Genomic DNA, 20,608 nt, shown 5'->3' with positions numbered 1-20,608 from the left:
TAACGACTGTCTCGGCTGATAGCATAAACGTTTCTCAAACCCGAACCGCTGTTATCCCTGCATCTCGTGCGTACGACTACATGACCGACGACGACACGCGGCGCTTGCTCGAACGGCTCAATCTCAAGGAGTATGAGATGCAGTCGCTCGAACATCTGCTGTCGCTCGGGCGCACCACAGCGCCAAATCTCGCTGAGGCGACGGGCATCCCCCGGGCACGCATCTACAGCGTCCTCGATGGCCTCGGTGACCGTGGGTTCATCAAAATCATTCCCGGGCGACCAAAGCAGTACCAACCAAAAGCACCCGCTGAAATCCTCGCCCGTGCGGAGGAAAACGAGCGCCAGCAGTTCGAGTCGTATCGTGCCTCGCTCGACGACATCCGCGAGGAGTTTCTCGAAACCTTCGAGCCACGCTACAAACGCGCGAGCGAGGACATCCGCCCGACCGAAGAGCTGTTCTGGGCGGTCGACGTGGGCGACCCGAGTGAGACAGAAACCCGCCAGTTGTACCACGATGCAACAGACACCGTGTCCGTCCTCACCAAGAGCTTCGAGTACCTGCCGAGCATCGAACCCGCCCTCGTGCGAGCCCTCGACCGCGGCGTCACACTCCAAGTGCTGTTCCTCCATCCCGACCACCTCACCGAGCAAAACCGCGACATCCAACAGGCACGGGTTGACACGCTCGAAACGGCGTATCCAGACGTTTCGATTCGCTATAGCGAAGAAAAGCTGCCGTGGCGCGGCACGTTCATCGACCCGAGTATGGCCTACGATTCGGGTCGCGCCATCTTACTCGTCGAAGAGCTTAACGTCCCCCTCCACATGCGGCAGGCAGCTGTCACGGAAAACGGCTCGTTCGTCGCGGGGCTGAAGCGCTATTTCGACCTCATCTGGAACTACGAAAGCGTCAATGACGTTGGCCACTCCCGGTAAGAATAGCACGTGTGTCCCTACTGCCCGCCTCAGTCGTCACGGACTCGATTGTACACCGTGTGCCCACAGTTCGAACACTTACGTGGTGCCTTTCGGTAGGCCTTTTTGCAGTTGGCACACTCCCATTTCGCGCCGAGGAGTTTGGTCAGGATGCCCATTGTAACCTGTTATGAGGACGACTCTTATCTCCGTATCGCCGCCAACAGCTTTTTGCTCGTCCGTGTTTTAGGCTAGCCTAAAATGGGCGTGTTTACCTTCCTCTCCGCGCTTCGACCGACTCACCGGCGAGCAGACCTCTCTGTTGCGATGTACTGCTGTGCGTTCGACGTAGAAATTACCCCAGAGACACAATCAGACGCGACGCACACGTCGTAGGCGGTTTTTCTCGCACTCGTTTCACAGACAGACCGCGGTTTCTGAGATTCAACTACGTTGTTAAGACATTCATTCTTAACCTATTTCCAGCAGAATCAAGGGTGTATGTCACTTAAAGGGAACGTCCAAACTGCAGTTACGGACAGCGAGGAGTACACGATTCGGTGGTACAAACCTCGGGATAGAGCGGCGTTTATCGACCTCTATTCGCTCGCATTCGCCAGCCGCGGCGAGGAGTGGTTTCGGTGGAAATACGAGCAAAACCCGTACGCAGAGCGCGTCCCCATCATCGTCGCGGAGAAAGACGGCGAGATTGGCGCGGTTCGGCCCTTCATCCCGCTTTTGCTCCGTGTGGCAGACAACACCGTCCCCGTGATCCAACTGGCCGACCTCGTTGTCCACCCTGACCACCGCAGACAGGGGCTGATGACGACGCTTTCACGCTGGATGAAAACTAACTGCTGGGACGACTACGCCGCGACGTTCACCTACGCGACGCAAGCGGCGCGCGATGGCATTCTCAAGATGCAAGCCGAGCGGTGGACCGACCACGACCTCGGCCCGTTCGTCAAATACGAACGCCTGAACAACGTCGCTGCGTTCGTTGGAGATGACCACTCGCGTTCGGTCCGCCTCGGCGCGACCCTCGCCACGCCCGCCTACCGACTCAAACACCGCATCGGTGACCGCCTCGCCAGCGTCGACCCGACGATTCGCGTCGTTCGCCACGAGTCGGTGCCCGTCTCGTTGCTCGCGAGCCTCTACAAGACGGCCGTGCCAGAAACCGCACACATCCTGCGCGACGAAACGTTCTACAACTGGCGGTTTGCCGAACCGGGACGGGAGTTCGTTACCTACGTTGCGATGCGCGACGCGCTGCCGATCGCTGCCATCGTCGTCGGCACCGACCACCTCACCGAGTCGCCCTCGACCGCACAGCTCGTCGAGGTGTTGCCACTCGCCGGTAGCGAGGCGCGGGTCCCCGAGTTCTCCGCACTCGTTTCACACATCACGCGCGACTATGGCACGGTTGACCACCTCTGTGCGACGAACGGGACACTCTCTCGGAACGTGCTCTCAGCCCACGGCTTTTCGCCAACCGATTCCTTCCCGCTCTCGAAGCTCGCCACTCCTTCGTACCTGCTCGTTTGCCCGCTCGGCGGCTCGGCAGACGACGCCGTAGTTACTGAGGGCCTGACACGACACAACGGCTGGAACACGACCTACTGCGAACGGTTGTTGGGCTGAGGTCTTAGGGAGGCCTCGCTCTCGCGGAAATACGCTCGTTATACAACTAATAACCGCCATTCGCTCAGGGTGTATTCGGATGGAATGATGGGGTCACGGCCTTCTCGTCGCATAATTTTGCCAAACCCACAGTGGGCGTGGGGGCGTTAGTTTTTGGCTTTCCGCTGAAAGTCATGTATATGTGATTACTACTTAAGCAGGATTACACTGTATATGCGGGTGTAATGGGGCACAAAGTTCTCGTCCTTGATGGACAGGGACCAAATTCGCTGGCGTTGTGTCGGACGCTTGGGCAGAAGGGGGTTTCGGTGATTTCGGGTGGCTACACCAAATATCTGCCTGGAATGCTTTCTAAGTATACTGCTGGATCGTATATTCATCCAGACGTTTCAGAAGACGAGAGCGTATTCGTTGACCATCTGTACGAGCATTTAGCCTCGAATGACTACGCGGCGGTGTTCGCCGTAACGGACGTGATGACCACTGTTCTGTCGCGGCACAAAGAGCGGCTTGAATCGACGGGCACGAAAGTGGGGGCAGAAGACTGGGAGACCCACCTCAACGCGAACGACAAAAAGCGGTTGTTCGAGTTGGCAGACGGGTTGCCAATCCCGAGCCCGAGGACGTTCTCGCCGCAGTCGCTTGCGGATGTCGCGGAAATCGACAAAGACCGCGATTATACGGTCGTCATCAAACCGCGCCGGACGACGTTCACCACGGACAGTGGCCAGTCGACGACGAATCGGATGTCGGGGGTCAACTACGTCGGCCCCGAGGAAGACCTCGTCGAACGCTTCGAGGAGATTATCGGCAAGTGGTCGGGACGCCAATTCGAGTACCCACTCGTCCAAGAGTTCATAGACGGTGTCGAGACCATGGCGACGGTCGGTCTCGCACACGAAGGCGAGTTGGTGACGTTCTTCCAGCACAAGAAGTATCGAGTCTATCCACCTTCCGGTGGGATCGGCGCTGTCAGACAGGGGACGTGGGAGCCGCGGATGAAAGTCTACGCAGACGAAATCGTCCGGGCGCTCGACTGGAACGGGCCGGTACACGTCGAGTTCATGAAGATGCCAGACGGCGACTTCTACCTGCTCGAGGTGAACGGTCGCTACTGGGGGTCGCTCGCGCTCACCATCAACAGCGGCGTTGACGTGCCGTGGCTTCACTACAAGCAACTGACCGGCCAGTTCCCCTTCGACAAGCCGCGTGCCGAACAGCCCGTCGTGGCGACGAGTGGCGGCGTCGATATCGCCAACTGGCAGACGATTCCGGAGCCAGAGTATCGGACGGACGTCAAACAGCGAAAGCTGTTCTACACGGACATCATGTGGCTGCGAGAGCAGCTCTCGCGCAACCAATACCAGGCGCTCATCCCGTTCACGACGTCGTTTTTCACGACGCGCGATGTGTTCCTCAACCTTGACGACCCGCTGCCCTTCCTCGGGCTCATCCCGCGCTCGCTTAAGGTGCGGTCGAACCGGAAGAAAGGTATCTCCGTCTACGACCGATGAGCCGCGTTTGGCAGTTCGTCGAGGCTGCGGGGCTCGCCCCGCTCGCCCGGAAAAGCTACCTGCTGGTGCGCGCTGCCCCGAAAGGGTGGCGACATCGCGGTCAGGTTGGCGACGTCACGGCTGAGTTTGCGACCACGTCGCTGCTCGAATACCAGCGGGTGACGACGCTGTTCGGTGAAGAAGACATCCTCGCTGCGCTCCTTGCGGACTTAGACGGCGACGAGGTCGTCTGGGATATCGGCGCAAACGTCGGCATCTACGCCTGCTTCATCGCGAACAAACTCACCACTGGGATCGTCGTTGGCTTCGAACCGGAGCCAGTGAACGAAGCCCGCCTGCACGCCAACCTCGAAGCAAACGCCCCATCCGAACGGTGGCAGACCTCGTCGGTTGCGCTCACAGACGACGATGGCCCCGGCCGGATGGCGTCTGCAGACGACCGGGCGAAGGGCGCAGAGGCGGGGGCGGGCCACCACTATCTCGCTCCCGATGGCTGGCTGCCCGTCGAGTGTCGGCGCGGCGAGACGGCCATCACGGAGGGGGTTCCCGCGCCTACCGTGTTGAAAATCGACGTCCAAGGCGCGGAGATGAAGGTGTTAGAAGGGATGGGTGATGCGCTCGCAGACGTCTCGCTCATCTACGCTGAACTCCACACCGAAAAGTGCCCGCAGCGGTACGGAACGACCGTTGAGGAAGTCGAACAGTTCCTCACGGACGCCGGATTCACCCTCACGAACCTGGGTACGCCAGCCGGGAGTCGAGAGGGCGTCTACTACGTGCGGGCGGCTCGCAGTTCGTGAACTGCTCTTGATAACACGAGCGACACGCCGCCCGTCGTGTCGCTTCGTTGCCCGATTTTCGCCACACGGGTTGCTGCGGGCGATTAACCTCTACTTACCTCTCAGACCCATCAATCGTTAGGAGATTCATTCTTATTCAGGTTCCAGCAGAACCTCTCTCCATATGTCCGTCCCACGTACGGCATCGAGTCTCGACTACACCAGTGACGAATATTCAATTAGATGGTACGATGAGCGCGACCGAGAGGCGTTTCTCAACCTGTACAATCTCGCGTTCAGCGGCTGTACGCCCGAGTGGTTCGCGTGGAAGTACGAACAGCTTCCCTACGCGGATTTCGTCCCCATCATCGTCGCGGAGAAAGACGGCGAGATTGGGGGTTTCCGGCCGGTGTTGCCCCTCCCGATTCAGGTAGGCAATGAGACAGTCATGGCCCTCCAGCTCATCGACCTGATGGTACACCCAGACCACCGCCGCCAGGGGCTGATGACGAAGATGTACGAGTGGATGCGAGACGAGTGCTGGGACGACTACGCCGCGACGTTCACCTACGCAAACGAGCCCTCACGCCGAGGGATGATGAAGATGAACGACGAGCGCTGGACACACCACGACCTCGGCCAGTTCGACAAGTACGAACGGATTCACAACTTTACGGCGTTCACCACCGACGAACACCCACCAGCCCTCCAGTTCGGCGCGAAGGTCGCAAACCCGGTTGGCACGCTCAAACTCCGCGTGCAAGACATGCTCAAGCTCACGGACAACGACATCGTCGTCACGCGCCACGACTCGGTTCGGACAGACATCCTGCTCGAAATTCACGAGAGGGTACACACAGACCAGCCACACGTCCGCCGGGACGCGGAGTTCTACAACTGGCGGTTTGCCGAACCCGACACGGAGTTCGTTATGTACTCTGCCAGCCGCAACGGCGTGCGAGAGGCAGCGATCGTCGTGGGCTTCGAACAGACCAGTGAGGGGCCAATGACGGCCAACCTGACGGAGATTTTACCGCTCGCAGGCGGCTTCGAACTCGGCGCGGCGTTCTCGTGTCTCCTCTCGCGCATCACCTCGGAGTTTGACTTCGTTGACCACATCAGCGCGACTGGCAACGTCATCCCCCACCGAATCCTCGCGGCCCACGGCTTCGCCCGCTGGAACTCCTACCCGCTCTCTAAGTTCATCGAACCGACGTCATTCCTCGTCTGCCCGCTCGGCGGACTCGACCACTCACAGCCGGGTATCGAGGCGGCGCTCGTGAACCCGTTAGGATGGAACATGTCGTATTGCGAACGGCTGTTCGGCTAAGTGCAGCTGTTTTCTTCTTCATCGTCAATTCGCCCGTTTGGCGGCTGGTAACGCCCGCAACAATCGCGACGGTGGCTGGTAGCCGACGAATAACGAAATGTGGATTCGGAGTGTATCTAGCCATACAGTGCCCACACGCTACCCACCTGCCCACCGGTTCACTGGCACGGGGACGGTGTCACCTGTCAAAATATGTCTGCAAAGAATGATAACCTCTTAGCGCTCCTTGCGAGTTCGGCGCTCATCTTCCTCGGCGTCGGGCTCTCATCGGTATCCCGATTCGCAGAGCGCATCGTCATCGCTCGCACGTTCACGCCCGCGGTCTACGGCGAGGTGACCATTGGCCTCGCAATCATGTCCGTTGGCCTCACCATCGCGCTCATCGGTCTCAATCACGGCATGCCCAGATTCGTCTCGCGCTACGACGACCCCGCGGAAATCCGCGGCGTGTGGCTCGTTGGCTTCGCTGCCTCGATGATCACGAGCCTGCTCATGGCAGTCGCGCTCTACCTGAACATGGACCTGCTCACGACGTACCTGTTCGACGATGCCGTCTCGACTGACCTGCTCACCATCTTCATCCTCCTCATCCCCGTGAACGTCGGCGTCAACATCGGCGTTGGCTTCCTCCGGGGCATGGAGAACACGAAGTACAAATTCTACTCAGAAGACCTTATCCGTCCGGGCGTCCGCCTACTGTTGCTCATCGGAATTCTCACGATGGGCTTTTCCATCATCGCGGTTGGCTACGCCTACGCCATCGCCTCCGTGCTCGGACTGTTCGTGGTGCACTACTTCTCGAACCGGCTCGTCCCGTTGTACGGCCCAGTGAAGACCCACACCCGGGAAATCGTCGCCTACTCGATTCCGCTCACGCTTGCGATGTTCCTGACCATCTTGCTCACGCAGATGGACACGCTCATGGTCGGTTTCTTCCGCTCGTCTGCGGAGGTCGGCCTCTACAACGCCGCCTACCCGCTTGCGAGCAGCCTGATGCTGTTCGTTTCCGCGTTTGGCTACCTCTACTTGCCAATCGTCTCGCGGCTCGACTCTGAGGGCAACTATGAGGACATCTCCTCGATCTACCGGGTGACGACCAAGTGGGGCTTTATCGCCTCATTCCCGGCGTTCGCCGCCGTGTTCATCTTTTCGAGTGAACTGCTCACGATGTTCTTCTCGCCCGAATACGCCCCCGCGGGTCTCGCGCTCACCATCCTCTCGCTTGGCTTCCTCACGGACGCCGCGATGGGCCACAACCGTACGACGCTCGCCGCACTCGGCTACACGACCCACATGCTGTTCGCGGACGTCATCACACTCACGCTCAACTTGCTGTTGAACGTCTACCTGATCCCGCGCTACGGCTTCGTGGGCGCGGCGGTCGCTACCACGGCAGCCTACGTCGCCCGCAACACCGTCGTCTACTTCGTGTTGAAGCTGAAGTTCGGCATCACGCCGTTTTCGCGTATCACCGTCACCACCTACCTCGTGGTGCCCCTCGTCCTCGGGCCGATTGCGTACCTGCTCTCGACGGTGATGACGCTCACGCCGCTCACGTTCGTCGTATTCGTCGTCGCCATCGGCCTCGCAGAACTCGTCGTCATCACGCTCGCTGGCTGCCTCCAGCCTGAGGACGCCGTGTTCTTAGACTTCGTCGAGAAGTCGATTGGCAGGGAACTCACGTTCCTCAGAAACTACCTGCCAACGCCCGTAGAAGAGTAGCGTCGCATTTTCGCAAGAATGGAACGCTGACCGCCTCGAAGAACTCCCATCCACTTCTCACTTCGGGGGGCTAGTGGTCACGTTTTTGACGCTGAGTCCGGTTGATTCCTCGACGAGAATTGGTGTTCGCGTTACCGAAATCGTCGCATTGCGAATCACCGCATTGTCCGAACGAAGTAAATGGACGCCATCTCTATTGGCACCGGATTGGACGATACTGAGGTTCTCGAAGACGCAATTATCGCGGTCGACAATCCGAATCGCTGCATCGTTTTGTGCAGTCCCAAAAATTTTGACGTTCTCGCATTGGATATGCGCTGTTTCATCAGGTGATTTGAGTGTTTTTGCGTTGATTCCGAGGACGTTATCCGCTGTCGTGAGGATGTCCGTATTCCGTATGATCGCTGATTTCATTCGTGGTTCGATGACGATGGCACCTTCGCTGTAGGTGACGTCAATCATCTCGATGGTGCAGTCTTCGATCAGCACCGAATCGCCATTACGGAGTCGAATCCCCCGCATGTTCTGAAAGCCTTCAGGGGAGCGATCACAGCGAACATGGACACCACGAACCACGGCGGGGCTACTAACGCGGACGTTGGCGATACCATTGTTGAGATAGAACCCACCAATCACGTTTATCGGCCCAACCGACCCGGAGGCGTAGAGACCGTTTCCCGGAAAACCGGCGATATGGCAGTCGGTAATCGTCAGCTCGCCACGGTTATCTGGACTAATAAGAAGTCCCGTTGGGTAGGGTTCTTTTCCACCATCGGGAACTTGTAGGCGTTCGATGACGCCTGACCCAGTCTCATTGGTCACATCAAAGCGAACCGTTCCGGACATCCCCATAACAACTACGTCACGGACGATGAGTCCATCCGTGACCGCTACCTGTAGCGGCCGCGGTGCAGTATCTTTCGCACGAAAATCGAACTGCATATTTTCGAACAAGAAATCGGTTCCCGATTCTTCCTCTATCGATCCGATATTGAACAAGTATCTGTTGTACCCTTCGGGGGGAACGATTGTCGCTGCTTCACCGACGATACCGAAATTCGAGAACGCCGGGAATGCCCATAGATCATCCATCAAATATCTCCCGTTCGGGAAGTACAACACAGTATCATCGCTTGCATACTCCTCGAGGAGCGGTAGAATCGAGGTGTGTCCAGAGGAGTCTGCACCGGCATCTGAAACCATGTTGATGACCGTCCCGAACTGGTCGTTTGTGTACGGTGTCGGCCCCTCGGGTGATTGGGGCGTGTCCGAGGGCATTCCGGGCGTGGTTGTCGTGGTATCGGTGTTAGAAAGGGAACACCCGGCGAGTGCACTTGCCAGTGCTGCAGAGCCGAGCCGAAGCACATCGCGTCGGCTCGGTTGACACCCCGTCCTCGAGGTCATAGCGTTAGTAACGCGAGTGCTCGTATTGTTATTACGAAATTAACGGAAAAGTGAAATACTGCGGTCATTTAGCGCTCGGCAGCATTACTCGATGTAGCCGAGCCCACGGAGTCGGTTCTCTACATCGGAGAAATCCTCGTCGACGGTCGCAATGACCTCTCCTTTGGCGTACGCTTTTTCGCGTATTTCGGCCGTTGCGGGAATGGATTCGGGCGTGAAGATTTCACGGAGTACTCGTCCATCCGTATTGTCGGGAATCGCTTCGCTGAGCCCGTGGAGGACAGTCGGTGCAACGTCGTAGACGGTTGCGTCGGTTGGCCGACTGCCGGCAGCGATGTCGGAACCCCACGCGAGGAAGATCCCTTCTGGGAGGTGGTTTCCTGCCATTGGTGTCGGCGTGAATATCTCCTCTGAGAGTGCCGTTGCGATATCGTACCGCGGGAGTGGCTCAACGATGAGGTCTGGTGCGGTCGGATCCGTGGGATACTCCTCTTTACCATCGGTCACCCGCAGGACGTGCTCGCCAGTCTCAGGGTCAGTGAGTCCTTCGAACACCGACCTGAGCTGGCGCTTGACGGCCGGAATTTCGGTCGGATCGACGATTCCCTGCTCGAATCTCCGCGTGTCGTTTACATAGACGTGACCGAACGAGTAAACGAACGCTGTCGTGTTCGAGTGGTCGACATCGAACAGGAAGTGTGCGCCGGGAATCTGCTTTGCCACCTGCGCCGTCACCGACTGTGGGAGGTGGTCTACGACCATCTCGTCGTCGATGCCAAGCCGGGAGAGCACACCCATCACCCCGTCTTTGGTGATTCCAAGTTTAGAGAGCGTTCCACGGACACCTTTTTGCTTTCGCTGGGTGAGCAGCCCCTCATTTGCGAGTACGCGATTGACTGCGACTTTCTTTTCGATGGGCCCAAAGCCGTGGTCGGAGACGATGTACAGCGTCGCGTCGTGAGCCTCGACGTACGCCATGACCTCACCGAGGATGTCGTCTAAGTACCGGTAGTGTTCGAGGAGGATGTCCTCTTCCCAAATGATGTGTTGGAGGCGGTCTGGAGCCGTGTACACGAAGAAGAACAGTCGCCAGTCGTCGTCTGCCATGAGCAGGCGCATCAACTCTCTTCGATTCTGGACGAGGGCGTTTAGATCTGGCAGAAACTCGTCTTTCGAGTCCAGATACTGGCTCCAATCGAGGGCGATTTGGTAGTCCGGAATTCGGGTCGTAATTTCGTCGCTCAGAGACGGCGGATAGGTGAACCCCTCGCCAATCTGCGGCGTCATCATCCCGGCGACGATGGTTCCGTTGATTTCACGCGCCGGATAGGTCATCGGCACATTCCCGACGATGGCCGGTGAGAGCATCTCCCAGAGTGTGGGCTGTTTCACGTCGTTGCCGGTGTACACCTGATGGGTGTAGTTTTCTGTGAGCCGGCGGAACCCGTAGATACCGTGTTTATCGGGTCTGACACCCGTTGCAATCGAGGGCCACGCGAGCGGCGTCGTTGCTGGTACCGTGCTCGTGAGTGGACCTGCCGCCCCTTCTCGCATCACCGTTCCGAAGTGCTTGAGTTCTCCCTCTCCAACCCATTCTTCTATCAAATCCCACGGTACCCCGTCTAGTCCAAGAACGAATGCTCTTGAGTTCAGTTCAGTATTTGTTTTCATGATGAGTGACTGCGTTGGGTTCTGACTCTGTTTGTGGAACGTCGGAACCGTATGTCCGCGTGTTCTTGGTTTTTATACCGTCCTGTGTCATATTGTTATGCAGAAGTTACGTTGTTACCGTCGAATTCTCAGTCACGTTAGGCGCTGTATTCGGGTGCAGTAGGTAGACGCGAACCTCTCCATTGGAGTGGACTTGGTCGATTCTCGGGGTCGTCTCAAGAGCAGCAAACCCGGCCGCAGGATACCGAAGGCCTTCGTAGAGATCTAACTCTCGTTGCTCCGTCGAATCAGAGTAGATGATGTACCGGTCAGACGAATAGTATGTCGTCAGATTGCCTACTGCGAATCCAGCGTTTGGCACTTCCGCTTTTGCTCCTGGCACTATTTCTTCTTCGTTGGTGAACGGAGAGCCGTAGATTGCGTGGACGTATCGCGATGGCCCGCTGTGAATTCCCGTAAACGGAATCGACGGATCTTGGTACTCGAAGGCAGTCTCGTAGCCGTTGAATGTTGCCTCGGTCACTTGCTGTGTGGGCTGATAGATGAATGGCGAAGAGAATATCGTCATCGTGCTGAGCGGTAACATGAACACGAACGCGATGACAACACCTGCTCGCAATACACGGGTACCTGTCGTCCGCTGCGAGAGCCAGTCGAAGCCCCACGAAAGCATTACTGCACCGAGAATCGTGAGCAACACCATGACGAAACCGATGTAGCGGAAGCGTTGGGTGGATCCCTGCAGAATTGAGAACAGCAGGAACATCCCGAACAGTGGCACCATCGAAAGAGTAATGTACTTGACAATTGCGTCCCCAACGGGATACTCCCCCGCGAATTTTCTGCCGAGACTCAACAGCATGATCATCGCAGAGAGAATCCCGAACACGAGGCTGATCAAGAACAGCTTGAAGAACAGTTCTGGGAGGCTGCCACCGAGCTCCGTGAGCGTCGAGCCACGTTGGGCGATTGCACTCCCTGAAGACGCCCCGTAGAGGATAGCGTTGGTTAACGTATCAATCGTATTCGTCGTGCGAGGGTTTCGTGGCGCCCACAGCAAGAAAATCGTGATGAGGTAGATGGTGTGTCCAAAGAGCGCGCGGTGTTGACTGAGGGGGTGTTCACTGCGCAATTGACGGAATGCAAGCTGCATGAAGCTGATCGACCCAAAGATGAGAATGACGTTCCCTGTCACCTGTGGGTGAATCAGTAAGATCGCAGTGAGAACCAATGCGAGCACGATCGCCGATGGAGTTATTGGAAGTCGCCAGATTCTGAATGGCTTTGCCGGTTTGGTGAGATAGCGGAACGTCGCGTAGAGCACCAATGGCAGGAAGAAAATTCCTTCTGTGCTGGGGTGGGCCATAAGGTGGACACTGATATTGTTTATGGGCAATACGAGTAGTCCTGATAACAGCCCAAACAACAACGCATACTTGGTTTTCGCGATGAGCTGAACGGTGAGCCCGACGAACGTCACGTATACCAGGAGGTAGGCGAGCACAAGGAACTGCGTCGCCCGCTCCAGAGACATTCCGGTCACGCGCTCGATGAACACAGTGGAGGTGTGGATTCCCGGATAGAGGAAGTCCAAGGGGTTGAGGACGCCAGTTGCGATATCTTTCATCCATCCAAGGTGTGTGAGCGAGTCGCCAGCACCGAGAAAGAAGTAGCCACGAATGATGGGGAGTGCGGCGACCGCGAGGATGGAACCAACGACGAGCGCGATTGCGAGGCTCCGTAAGCTATTTTCGGGCGCTACGAACCATGCGACGAGAAGCCCGAGGACGACTGCCGTAGCGATGCCCGCCCAAAATTGATCTGGTGTTGCGGCGTAAATCGAGAGTTCGTAGGCTGTTGCGGGTGCGTTGTAGGCTGCAATGACCGCAACCCAGAAGGCAACAAATCCCACAGCCAGTGCGAGTTTACTGGCGCGCGTCTGAGTCGAAGACGCCTCTATAGTTCCTTGTGCTCGCGGCGTTCGAGTGATAAAGCTCATAGCTGTTTGTCTTGGCTTTGATTGTCTCCCTTCGCGTTTTGTTATGGGTCTCTTACCCGCATTGTCCGAACACGGAAATGCTGTGACTAACGGATCGGATAGCGCGTAATCGTTTGAACTCGACTTGGCCTGCGAGAACTGACCGTATAACAATAGGTGTGTGTGTCGCAGGACATACATGTGTAATGACGTTCGTGACTAATTCACTCTCGCTCCCTGAGCGTCCTGTCAATCCTCAGGACACAGACCCAACGTTCTGGCTCTGTCTCACCCACGACGTAGACCGGCCGTACAAGCGGTATCAATCGCTCTACTACGCGCTCAAAAACCGCGACCCGTACCACCTGCAGACGCTGGTGCCGGGGCACAACCCCTACTGGCAGTTCGAGACCATCATGGAACTCGAAGCTGATCTCGGGGTGCGCTCTGCGTTCTACTTCCTGAACGAAAAGCGGCTGTTCGGGGACAAACACCCGCGCGAGTGGATTCGCCCGAAAAGCTGGCAGCTGTACGCCGGGCGATACGCGATTACCGACCCGGCCATCGTGGACGTCATCCACCGCTTAGACGACGGCGGCTGGGAGGTCGGGATACACGGCTCGTACGATTCGCCCACCGACCTCGCGCGACTCACCTACGAGAAAGAAACGCTCGAAGCCATCCTCGGCCACGAGATTACGGGCGGTCGACAGCACTACCTCAACCTCGACGTTCCGACGACGTGGGAGTACCACGCCGCCCTCGGGCTCAAGTACGACGCCTCGCTCGGATCAAGCAGCGAGTACGGCTTCCAGCACGGCTACGACATCGTCCGGCCGTTCGACGACGATTTCGTGGTGTTCCCGCTCACGTTCATGGAAAACGCCATCCCCGACCCCGGGGTGGACTTCGAGTACGCGTGGAGTGAGTGCAAGGCGGTTCTCGACGAAGCCGCAGCAAACAACGCCGTCATGACGATTCTCTGGCACCCGATGAAGTTCGCCGCCCGCGACTTCCCCGGCCAGGGAGAACTCTACAAACGCATCATCGAATACGCCCAGGAACTCGGCGCGTGGATTGGCCCGCCACGCGACCTGTATGAACAGTTAGAAAATTCGCCGGACGCGACCACCCGGGTCACGTCCCCCTGATTTTACCGCGTTACTGCTTTGCGAGCGCGAGTTCGTACACTTCGTGGATGCGCTCGCCCATGCGCTCTGCGCTCATCTCCTTGAGCACTTTCTCACGCGCGTTTGGCTCTTTGGTGGATTCGAGCACCGAGAGCAGTCCATCGATGAGTTCCTCGTCGGTTTCACCGACGGCAGACGGCGAGATGCCACGCAGTTGGTCGCGCACGTCGCCAACCGCGGCGGAGACGACGGGCGTGTTGCACGCGAGCGCCTCTTTGGTCGCGTTTGGCGAGCCTTCGCGGTGTGAGGTGAGCAACAGCACGTCCGCGGCGTTCATGTAGAGGGGCATCTGCTCGTGGGGCACACGGAACACCGTCTGCAGGTTGAGCGTGCCGTCGTACTGCTCGCGGACGGCGTCCACCACGCGCGCTGCACGCGGATAGTTTTTCACGCTTTTCGACGCCGCGTAGGGGAACAGGACGTAGGTTTCGTCTTGTTCCCAGCCAAGCTCGGCGCGTGCGGCGGCTTTGTCCATGGGTTTGAACCGTTCTGTGTCCACGCCGTGCGGGATGATGTGGCAGTCTTGACCGAGCAACTCCGCCATCTCTGCTGACATCACGATGACTTCGTCTGCGTGTCGGGCGCAGAACTTACTCACCGGCCCGAACTTGCCCATGAGGTCAGAGCCCCACAGTGAGAGCACCACGGGAAGGTTTGGCTGGAACACTGCCGCAGGCGCAATCAACCCGGAGTTGGCGTGGATGAGGTCGTACTCACCGAACGACTCCTTGGTTGCGGTTCCAAAGAATCTGATGTAGTCGGTGACGGGACGGGTTTCGGTTTTCTCGTCCGTTTTCGGCCGCTTTGGAGAGACGGCGAGGTTCGTACACGAGACGCCGCGATCTTCGAGGGAGCGAACCTGCTGTCTGAAGAACGTCGACTCGCTGCTCGTCACGAGGTTCAGCACCCGGAGCTGTTCGTCGTCCTGTACGCTGTCTTCTTTCTGCATGAGAATCTGTTGTGTCATAGCTGCGCCTCCGGTGTGGGCGTCTGTGCGTCGGTGGCGTTCGGGCGCACTGCCTGTCCTGCCTCCCAGATGATGTCCACGAGTTGCGTGGTCACGTCGCCTTTCTCCGCGAGGAGGCGCTCGCGCTTTTCGCGCCACTCGTCGGCGGTTGCGGGCGATTCGACCAGTTCCTTTGCCTTGTCGAGTGCGGCCTGCTCGTCCGCGTACGCGAACATCAGACCATACTCGTGTTCGAGTTCGTGGAAGATGCTTTCTGTGTCGTGGCTCACCATCGAACTCGCGCGGATGGCGGGCGTGCCGAGAATCGCTGCCTCAGAGGACATCGTACCCGAGTCGCCCACGTAGAGGTCTGCAAAGGCGAGCAGGTGGTGGACGAGATGCGAGGGAAGCGGCAGGGCGTACTCCGCGAACTCCTCGGGGAGGTCACCCTCGCTCGTGATGTAGACCTTGCCGTGAGCAGAGAGATACTCAACGAGTTCGCGTTTCGTCTCCGGCGAGATGCCGCTAAAGCCCACGTCGTGGAAGGCGTCCCAACCCGCAAACCGGAGGACGAAGTAGGTGTCTTCCGGGTTCACGCCGTAGCGTTCGAGCACACTCGGGTCGGGCGTGAAGTAGTTCGGATGGAGATACGCAAGCTCTTGGAAGTCCATTAAGTGGTGGTCGATGCGGTCGGTCGGCGGCTCGATGCTCGGTGGCGTGCAGTAGACGTCGATAAACGGGTGGGTGATGACCGAGTAGATGCGGTCGATTGCCGCGGACTTGATTTCCGTGTCCATGACGATGACGTTCCGTGCGCCGAGGAGCTTCGAGACGTGGACGAGCGGCGGATTGAGTCGGCCAACGACCACATCGGGTTTGAATTTGCGGGCGACGTTCAGCATCCGGGCTTCGCGGATGGCCCACTCTGCGAACAGCCCGAGTGTCCCGGGGCGGCGACCCGAGAGCGGGACGTGCTCGATGCCGTAGGCGTCTAGCAACTCGGTGGTCATCTCTTTGTGCCGCGAAGTGACGAGCACTTCGACGCCGTTTGCTTCGAGTTCCCAGATGGCGTGTTTGAACAGGTGGACGTGTGCCGGGTGGTTCACGTCGAAGAGGACTTTCATCGTGCTCCCCGTACCGGATGACGTGGCCGGCTCCAGTGGTGTTGTATACAATCCATTTGTCGTTCAAACGCAGCACTCGCCTTTTGTTATTGATTCCCTGCCACGGTCACAGCTGGATTAACAAGCCTTGATATACGGCTCTCTCCTTCGTGTCCGGACGGTTTCAGCGAAGGACACTCCGCGGAGATTAATCGTCTGCGGGTGAACCCGTTACCGAGTGTTTTGTTGCGGTTCGCATATCGGAGACAATCGTGGTAAGTGTGAGCAGGAAATTTAGCTCTATCAGCCGGTAGGCACCGGGATTGGCTGTAACCGCTGCAATCGCGTCGGTGTCGAGCGGATCGAGGTCAGCGGTCGAAAGCTGGGCATCGATTTCTCTCGTGACTGCGCTGTTCGCTATCGAATCGTCTTTCATCCGTTTGACGACCGTGTGACGGAGTGATGGGTACCGCGAGAGGACGTCAAACACGAACCGTTTCGCCCGATATTCGAGCGAAGTAATCGGTGCGCCGAAGTTCGGATATTCGATGTCGATGAGTTCGGGAGCGAACTCCCCGAGGAACGCCTTGTAGAGCGCCTGTCCCTGTTTTTGTTCGTCTGGACAGTTCATCGCGTACTCGAACACTGGGAGCGCGTAGAACGGCGAGACGCTCCAGAAGAAGTACCGATTCCGGTCTTCGCCGTGATTGAGGAAGTTGATGCCTCGCTCACGAATGAGGAAGTGGACGTATCTCTGGGCGAACTGTCGTTCTGGGTAGCTTGCAAGCCGTTCTTTGACGCTCTCCACAATGGACTCTGGCGTGACATTGGCAATAGCAGCGGCCTCGTCGAGCGGGATGCGGCTGTTCGCTTCGATGATATACTCAACGAGGGCCTCCTCTGAGGAGAGGGATTTGACTGGTGTGAGGTCAACCAACACTTTGTCACCCCCATCGCCGGTGAGGTATGTTGCCTGTGGGAAGTCTTCGCGGAGTTGCTCGAAGAAGCTAAGGATGAATGCCATTCCGAGGTAGTTCATTCCTTGTTTCATGTCGAGCAGCCAGTCGCGCGCATCATCTGTCGTCTCAGTCTTGTAGCTGTGCCACTCTACACCAAGTCGGTCTGCAATCTCTCTCGCCACACGGGCATCGTCGCTCTCGCTTTCGTCACCGGTGTCGAACGTGGCAGTAGTAAACGGCGTCTGGGTGGCGATGCAGGCACCGCCAACTGCCCGAGAGTCGAGGCCACCACTGAGCGAGAGGACAGTCGTTGCATTGGGTCGGTGCCGGTTTCGCACAGCCGTTTTGAATAGCGACGCGAGCGCAACACCATTTTCTTCGACCGTCTTGTCTGCGTGCGTTCTCCCGTCGAAATTGTGCTGATAGGTTCGGTAAAGTTTGAAGCCGTCGGCTATCGTGAGGTGAGTTCCTGGAGGGAGACAGCGAACGTCGGTGAAGAGTGTCCGATCGCCAAGACAGTATCCAAAGGCAAGTTGCTGAGCAGCCCCAAGCTGGTTCACTACTAGAGGCGTCCCAGACTCGGTGGCAAACGTCCGGACGAACTTTAATTCGCGGGAAACGATGAGTGAGTCGCCTATCGTAGCGTAGTAGACTGGAAGGCGAGCGAATACATCGTTAATAACGTGGGTTTCTTCGCTGGCTTTGTTGTAGACGACTATAAGGAAGTCACCGTCCGTCTCTCTGACCCACTCTGAAAGCTCTTCGTGACGTTCATTAGTAATCATTCCCCCAACGTGTGTGAGAACTGACTCGATATTCCCGCTACCATAGAGCTTTCCTTCAAGGATGATAATCTCGGAGTCGGTCTCGACACGTGTGAGCGGGTAGTCTGCATAGCCCGAATAGCTAATCAAAGTCTCTTCGGTCACCCACTCAGTTCGTACTTCGTAGTTCTCGAAGAAGCGAACAGCATTCAACGCCGACTCGATGGAGTCTTCGTTAGCGCTTCCAAGAACCAAGCTAATCCCAGGCATTCTACTCTCAGTTGTGCAAATACTGACTTTGTAATGGGCTCCATACCTTGGGAGAGACGATAGGAATCTTCTACGCGTACGACTTGGCTACCGGGCGCGAACTACAGCTATCGGGATATTCAGTCAATCAATAAACGTCCAATAATCACGTTAGGACGGTGTTAATCTCACGAAATTTTCCCTTCTACTTTCATGGTTTTTCTGTATCTGAATCTCGTATTAGGAGCCTGAACGGGAGTGATACTAATAAATATCCAGGTATCTGGGAATTAAAAAAAGCCACCTGCTGCTAACATTCAATAAAATGGAACTAAAGTAGCCGGAAATATCTTTAGTTGAACGTAGATTCCCCAAAACATGGAACGACGCAGTGGTGAAAAACTCGGTGTTAATGATAAATTATTCAACAGACGTACCTACCTCAAGGCACTTGGTATGTCTGCTGCAGCCCTTGGTGCGGGGACTGCAGTAAGCGGTTCGGCAGATGCAGCAGAGTATACAGAAATCGTATTAGACGCTGGTGAGCGGCGTTCATTCCACGTTGGGAGCGGGGAAACGCTCGAAAACATCCTTATCGACGTGAGTGCTCCTGAAGCAGACGTCAGCTTCTCCGCGAGCGGTGACGATTGGACGATTCGCAACATCGGCATTAGAGGTGTCTTCGACATCGGTGGCGACACTGGTGGAATCAAGTACGTTTTCGGCGTCGAAGGCAACGGTCTCATTGAGAACGTGTACATGGGCGACGGGCACGAAGATGGCATTCGCAAGGGTGCACTCATCGTCCCACCAGACCACGCAGGACACATAGACGTCCAAAACATGTACGTTTCGCGGTGGACGGCAAACGCGTGTTACGTTGCTGGCCCGGCTCGCCTCATTGAGCCCGGTAAAACCGACGGTGAAGGCGGCTCGACCGGCTTCACGAACTGTTACTTCAGCGATAATAACATCGCACACCTACGTATCGCCTCGGACGGTTCGTTCGTTAGAGACTCTGTAATTCACAACACGAGCGACGTGCCACCCCACCCATCAACGGCGGGTGGGGACAGCGGTGTTGTGAACTCACGCGGCTTCTACACGGGATACGGTGACCCATCACAGGTCGTTATGGTTGAGAACTGTGACATCCGCATCACCGACGATAACACCAACGGTGGAGCGAGCGTCGCCTACTCCGGCGAACACAGCACCTACGGTGACTGCAGTACGATTCGTATCGTCGATTCTGAAGTCGTTGGTGAAATTCGCGGTGAGCACACTGAGACGGAAAATCTCGGCAGTAATCCTGACATCCGCGTTCCCGCGGGCGTTCCACAGAATGCAGAAGAAGCCGCGAGTGGAAGCGCACAAACCTCAGACAGCACGACGACAACGACGACCAGCGACAGTACGACGACGACCAGCGACAGTACGACGACTACGGAGACTACGACGCAAGACGACACGGTTGAGACGGACTACGAAAACATCATCTCCATCTACGGAACCGACGGGTCGGTTGCGAACTACGAGTTCAGTGTCACTGGCGCGCTCGAAAAGACCGATGCAAATGGTGCGAGCATCGATTCAGAAGACGTAATCGACGGCTCCTCAGCGACTGGCACCGTCGCTGGCGGCATCGACAGTTACGGGTTCGAAGGCGACCTCGTCCACATCTCGATTGATGGTGAAGCGAGAGTTACGGTAAACGGTGAGGAGATTAATCTCGCAGATTACGACCTCGACAACGTCATCAGCCTCACTGGTGGAAGTTCCTCAAACATCGTCGAATACAGCTTCACCGTCGATGGTGACGTAGAGAAGAGTTCTGCAAACGGCGCAACCATCGACTCCGGAGACTCGATTTCGGGCTCTACCGCCACGGGAACCCTTGGTGGTGGCGTCGATAGCTATCGATTCAGTGGCTCGGTTACTGATCTTACTCTCAGCGACGACGCAACGGTAACGGTAAACGGTGAGGAGCTTGACCCGGCAGATTACACAGAAGAGAAGACGAACGTCCTCAGTATCTCCGGCGGAAGCCCGAACAACCTCATCGAGTACGAGTTCAGCGTGACTGGTTCCCTGAGTAAGAGCGACGCAGCAGGCGCGTCTATCGACTCTGAAGACAGCATCTCTGGGTCGACTGCAACGGGTATCGTTGCGGGTGGCACCGACAGCTACGAATTTACTGGCGAGGTTGTCGACTTTACCAGCGAACGAAACGTAAGTGTCGTTCTCAACCGTGAGAAAGTCAACGAAGACGATTTCTAAGTCGAGTTAACTAATCGTTAATTCGATTCCCGGCGCTGGTTCTTTTCTTTCAGAACGTGCCAAATCCCTGAACGCACAGTTTCAGATAGAAGTTGCAGGATAACAATGTGTGAACCTGCCTATCTCTACATTAGCAAACGGTAGTATCCCGGTCGGGT

Annotated in this window: 15 protein-coding genes; 9 read left to right on the top strand and 6 right to left on the bottom strand. The window is 57.1% G+C overall.

The genetic code is table 11. From position 1 onward, the window contains the following. The first annotated feature begins 80 nt into the window (after positions 1-80). The 7 genes from V5N13_RS06695 (at position 81) to V5N13_RS06665 (ending at position 7,906) form a co-directional block, all read left to right on the top strand. On the top strand, positions 81-938 hold the full coding sequence (locus V5N13_RS06695; RefSeq protein ID WP_336360128.1) for a TrmB family transcriptional regulator: 858 nt from the start codon (positions 81-83) through the stop codon (positions 936-938). A gap of 240 nt (positions 939-1,178) precedes the next feature. Further along, a complete protein-coding gene (locus V5N13_RS06690; RefSeq protein WP_336360127.1) occupies positions 1,179-1,313 on the top strand; it encodes a hypothetical protein in 135 nt (44 codons plus the stop codon). Positions 1,314-1,418: 105 nt separating this feature from the next. Further along, complete coding sequence (locus tag V5N13_RS06685) at positions 1,419-2,561, top strand: GNAT family N-acetyltransferase (protein ID WP_336360126.1); 1,143 nt, start codon at positions 1,419-1,421, stop codon at positions 2,559-2,561. Positions 2,562-2,785: 224 nt separating this feature from the next. Beyond that, positions 2,786-4,075, top strand: coding sequence for a carboxylate--amine ligase (locus V5N13_RS06680; protein ID WP_336360125.1), 1,290 nt, complete (start codon positions 2,786-2,788; stop codon positions 4,073-4,075). Further along, the gene (locus V5N13_RS06675) at positions 4,072-4,875 is read left to right on the top strand and encodes an FkbM family methyltransferase (protein ID WP_336360124.1); all 804 of its coding nucleotides are present in this window, start codon (positions 4,072-4,074) and stop codon (positions 4,873-4,875) included. The genes V5N13_RS06680 and V5N13_RS06675 overlap by 4 nt, the downstream gene beginning before the upstream one ends. Before the next feature lie 163 nt (positions 4,876-5,038). Further along, positions 5,039-6,184: a GNAT family N-acetyltransferase gene (locus V5N13_RS06670; RefSeq protein ID WP_336360123.1), complete on the top strand. Its 1,146-nt coding sequence runs from the start codon at positions 5,039-5,041 to the stop codon at positions 6,182-6,184. 192 nt (positions 6,185-6,376) lie between these two features. Then, the gene (locus tag V5N13_RS06665) at positions 6,377-7,906 is read left to right on the top strand and encodes a flippase (protein ID WP_336360122.1); all 1,530 of its coding nucleotides are present in this window, start codon (positions 6,377-6,379) and stop codon (positions 7,904-7,906) included. A gap of 57 nt (positions 7,907-7,963) precedes the next feature. On the opposite strand, the gene V5N13_RS06660 is transcribed toward V5N13_RS06665, so the two are convergent. From V5N13_RS06660 to V5N13_RS06650, 3 genes are all read right to left on the bottom strand, one after another. Next, a complete protein-coding gene (locus tag V5N13_RS06660) occupies positions 7,964-9,109 on the bottom strand; it encodes a hypothetical protein (RefSeq protein WP_336360121.1) in 1,146 nt (381 codons plus the stop codon). A 285-nt stretch (positions 9,110-9,394) separates the two neighbouring features. Beyond that, positions 9,395-10,981 (bottom strand): alkaline phosphatase family protein, encoded by a 1,587-nt coding sequence (locus V5N13_RS06655; protein WP_336360120.1) that lies wholly within the window; start codon positions 10,979-10,981, stop codon positions 9,395-9,397. 106 nt (positions 10,982-11,087) lie between these two features. After that, the gene (locus V5N13_RS06650; RefSeq protein ID WP_336360119.1) at positions 11,088-12,980 is read right to left on the bottom strand and encodes a hypothetical protein; all 1,893 of its coding nucleotides are present in this window, start codon (positions 12,978-12,980) and stop codon (positions 11,088-11,090) included. Positions 12,981-13,165: 185 nt separating this feature from the next. Between V5N13_RS06650 and V5N13_RS06645 the strand changes: the two genes are divergently transcribed. Beyond that, the gene (locus tag V5N13_RS06645) at positions 13,166-14,110 is read left to right on the top strand and encodes a polysaccharide deacetylase family protein (protein WP_336360118.1); all 945 of its coding nucleotides are present in this window, start codon (positions 13,166-13,168) and stop codon (positions 14,108-14,110) included. Between the two features lie 10 nt (positions 14,111-14,120). On the opposite strand, the gene V5N13_RS06640 is transcribed toward V5N13_RS06645, so the two are convergent. The 3 genes from V5N13_RS06640 to V5N13_RS06630 all read right to left on the bottom strand — a co-directional run bounded on the left by V5N13_RS06640 (position 14,121) and on the right by V5N13_RS06630 (position 18,086). Continuing rightward, positions 14,121-15,116, bottom strand: a complete 996-nt coding sequence (locus V5N13_RS06640) for a glycosyltransferase (protein ID WP_332897111.1) — start codon at positions 15,114-15,116, stop codon at positions 14,121-14,123. Beyond that, positions 15,113-16,219 carry a DUF354 domain-containing protein gene (locus V5N13_RS06635; protein WP_336360117.1) on the bottom strand — a complete coding sequence of 369 codons (1,107 nt, stop codon included), beginning with the start codon at positions 16,217-16,219 and terminating at the stop codon, positions 15,113-15,115. The genes V5N13_RS06640 and V5N13_RS06635 overlap by 4 nt, the downstream gene beginning before the upstream one ends. Before the next feature lie 187 nt (positions 16,220-16,406). Beyond that, positions 16,407-18,086, bottom strand: coding sequence for an asparagine synthase-related protein (locus V5N13_RS06630; RefSeq protein WP_336360116.1), 1,680 nt, complete (start codon positions 18,084-18,086; stop codon positions 16,407-16,409). Between the two features lie 540 nt (positions 18,087-18,626). On the opposite strand from V5N13_RS06630, the gene V5N13_RS06625 reads away from it, so the two are divergent. Next, positions 18,627-20,450: a hypothetical protein gene (locus tag V5N13_RS06625; protein ID WP_336360115.1), complete on the top strand. Its 1,824-nt coding sequence runs from the start codon at positions 18,627-18,629 to the stop codon at positions 20,448-20,450. Positions 20,451-20,608 lie beyond the last annotated feature (158 nt).

This window comes from Haladaptatus sp. ZSTT2, from assembly GCF_037081775.1.
Lineage (GTDB): Archaea > Halobacteriota > Halobacteria > Halobacteriales > Halococcaceae > QDMS2.
The sequence above is the reverse complement of the archived record's forward strand: the minus strand, read 5'-3'. Positions and strand labels throughout refer to the sequence as shown.

What these genes read in the sequence shown, in the direction of transcription:
- V5N13_RS06695 (WP_336360128.1), top strand. Translation starts at nt 81, where the DNA reads ATGACCGACGACGACACGCGGCGCTTGCTCGAACGGCTCAATCTCAAG.
- V5N13_RS06690 (WP_336360127.1), top strand. Translation starts at nt 1,179, where the DNA reads ATGGGCGTGTTTACCTTCCTCTCCGCGCTTCGACCGACTCACCGGCGA.
- V5N13_RS06685 (WP_336360126.1), top strand. Translation starts at nt 1,419, where the DNA reads ATGTCACTTAAAGGGAACGTCCAAACTGCAGTTACGGACAGCGAGGAG.
- V5N13_RS06680 (WP_336360125.1), top strand. Translation starts at nt 2,786, where the DNA reads ATGGGGCACAAAGTTCTCGTCCTTGATGGACAGGGACCAAATTCGCTG.
- V5N13_RS06675 (WP_336360124.1), top strand. Translation starts at nt 4,072, where the DNA reads ATGAGCCGCGTTTGGCAGTTCGTCGAGGCTGCGGGGCTCGCCCCGCTC.
- V5N13_RS06670 (WP_336360123.1), top strand. Translation starts at nt 5,039, where the DNA reads ATGTCCGTCCCACGTACGGCATCGAGTCTCGACTACACCAGTGACGAA.
- V5N13_RS06665 (WP_336360122.1), top strand. Translation starts at nt 6,377, where the DNA reads ATGTCTGCAAAGAATGATAACCTCTTAGCGCTCCTTGCGAGTTCGGCG.
- V5N13_RS06660 (WP_336360121.1), bottom strand. Translation starts at nt 9,109, where the DNA reads ATGGTTTCAGATGCCGGTGCAGACTCCTCTGGACACACCTCGATTCTA.
- V5N13_RS06655 (WP_336360120.1), bottom strand. Translation starts at nt 10,981, where the DNA reads ATGAAAACAAATACTGAACTGAACTCAAGAGCATTCGTTCTTGGACTA.
- V5N13_RS06650 (WP_336360119.1), bottom strand. Translation starts at nt 12,980, where the DNA reads ATGAGCTTTATCACTCGAACGCCGCGAGCACAAGGAACTATAGAGGCG.
- V5N13_RS06645 (WP_336360118.1), top strand. Translation starts at nt 13,166, where the DNA reads ATGACGTTCGTGACTAATTCACTCTCGCTCCCTGAGCGTCCTGTCAAT.
- V5N13_RS06640 (WP_332897111.1), bottom strand. Translation starts at nt 15,116, where the DNA reads ATGACACAACAGATTCTCATGCAGAAAGAAGACAGCGTACAGGACGAC.
- V5N13_RS06635 (WP_336360117.1), bottom strand. Translation starts at nt 16,219, where the DNA reads ATGAAAGTCCTCTTCGACGTGAACCACCCGGCACACGTCCACCTGTTC.
- V5N13_RS06625 (WP_336360115.1), top strand. Translation starts at nt 18,627, where the DNA reads ATGTCTGCTGCAGCCCTTGGTGCGGGGACTGCAGTAAGCGGTTCGGCA.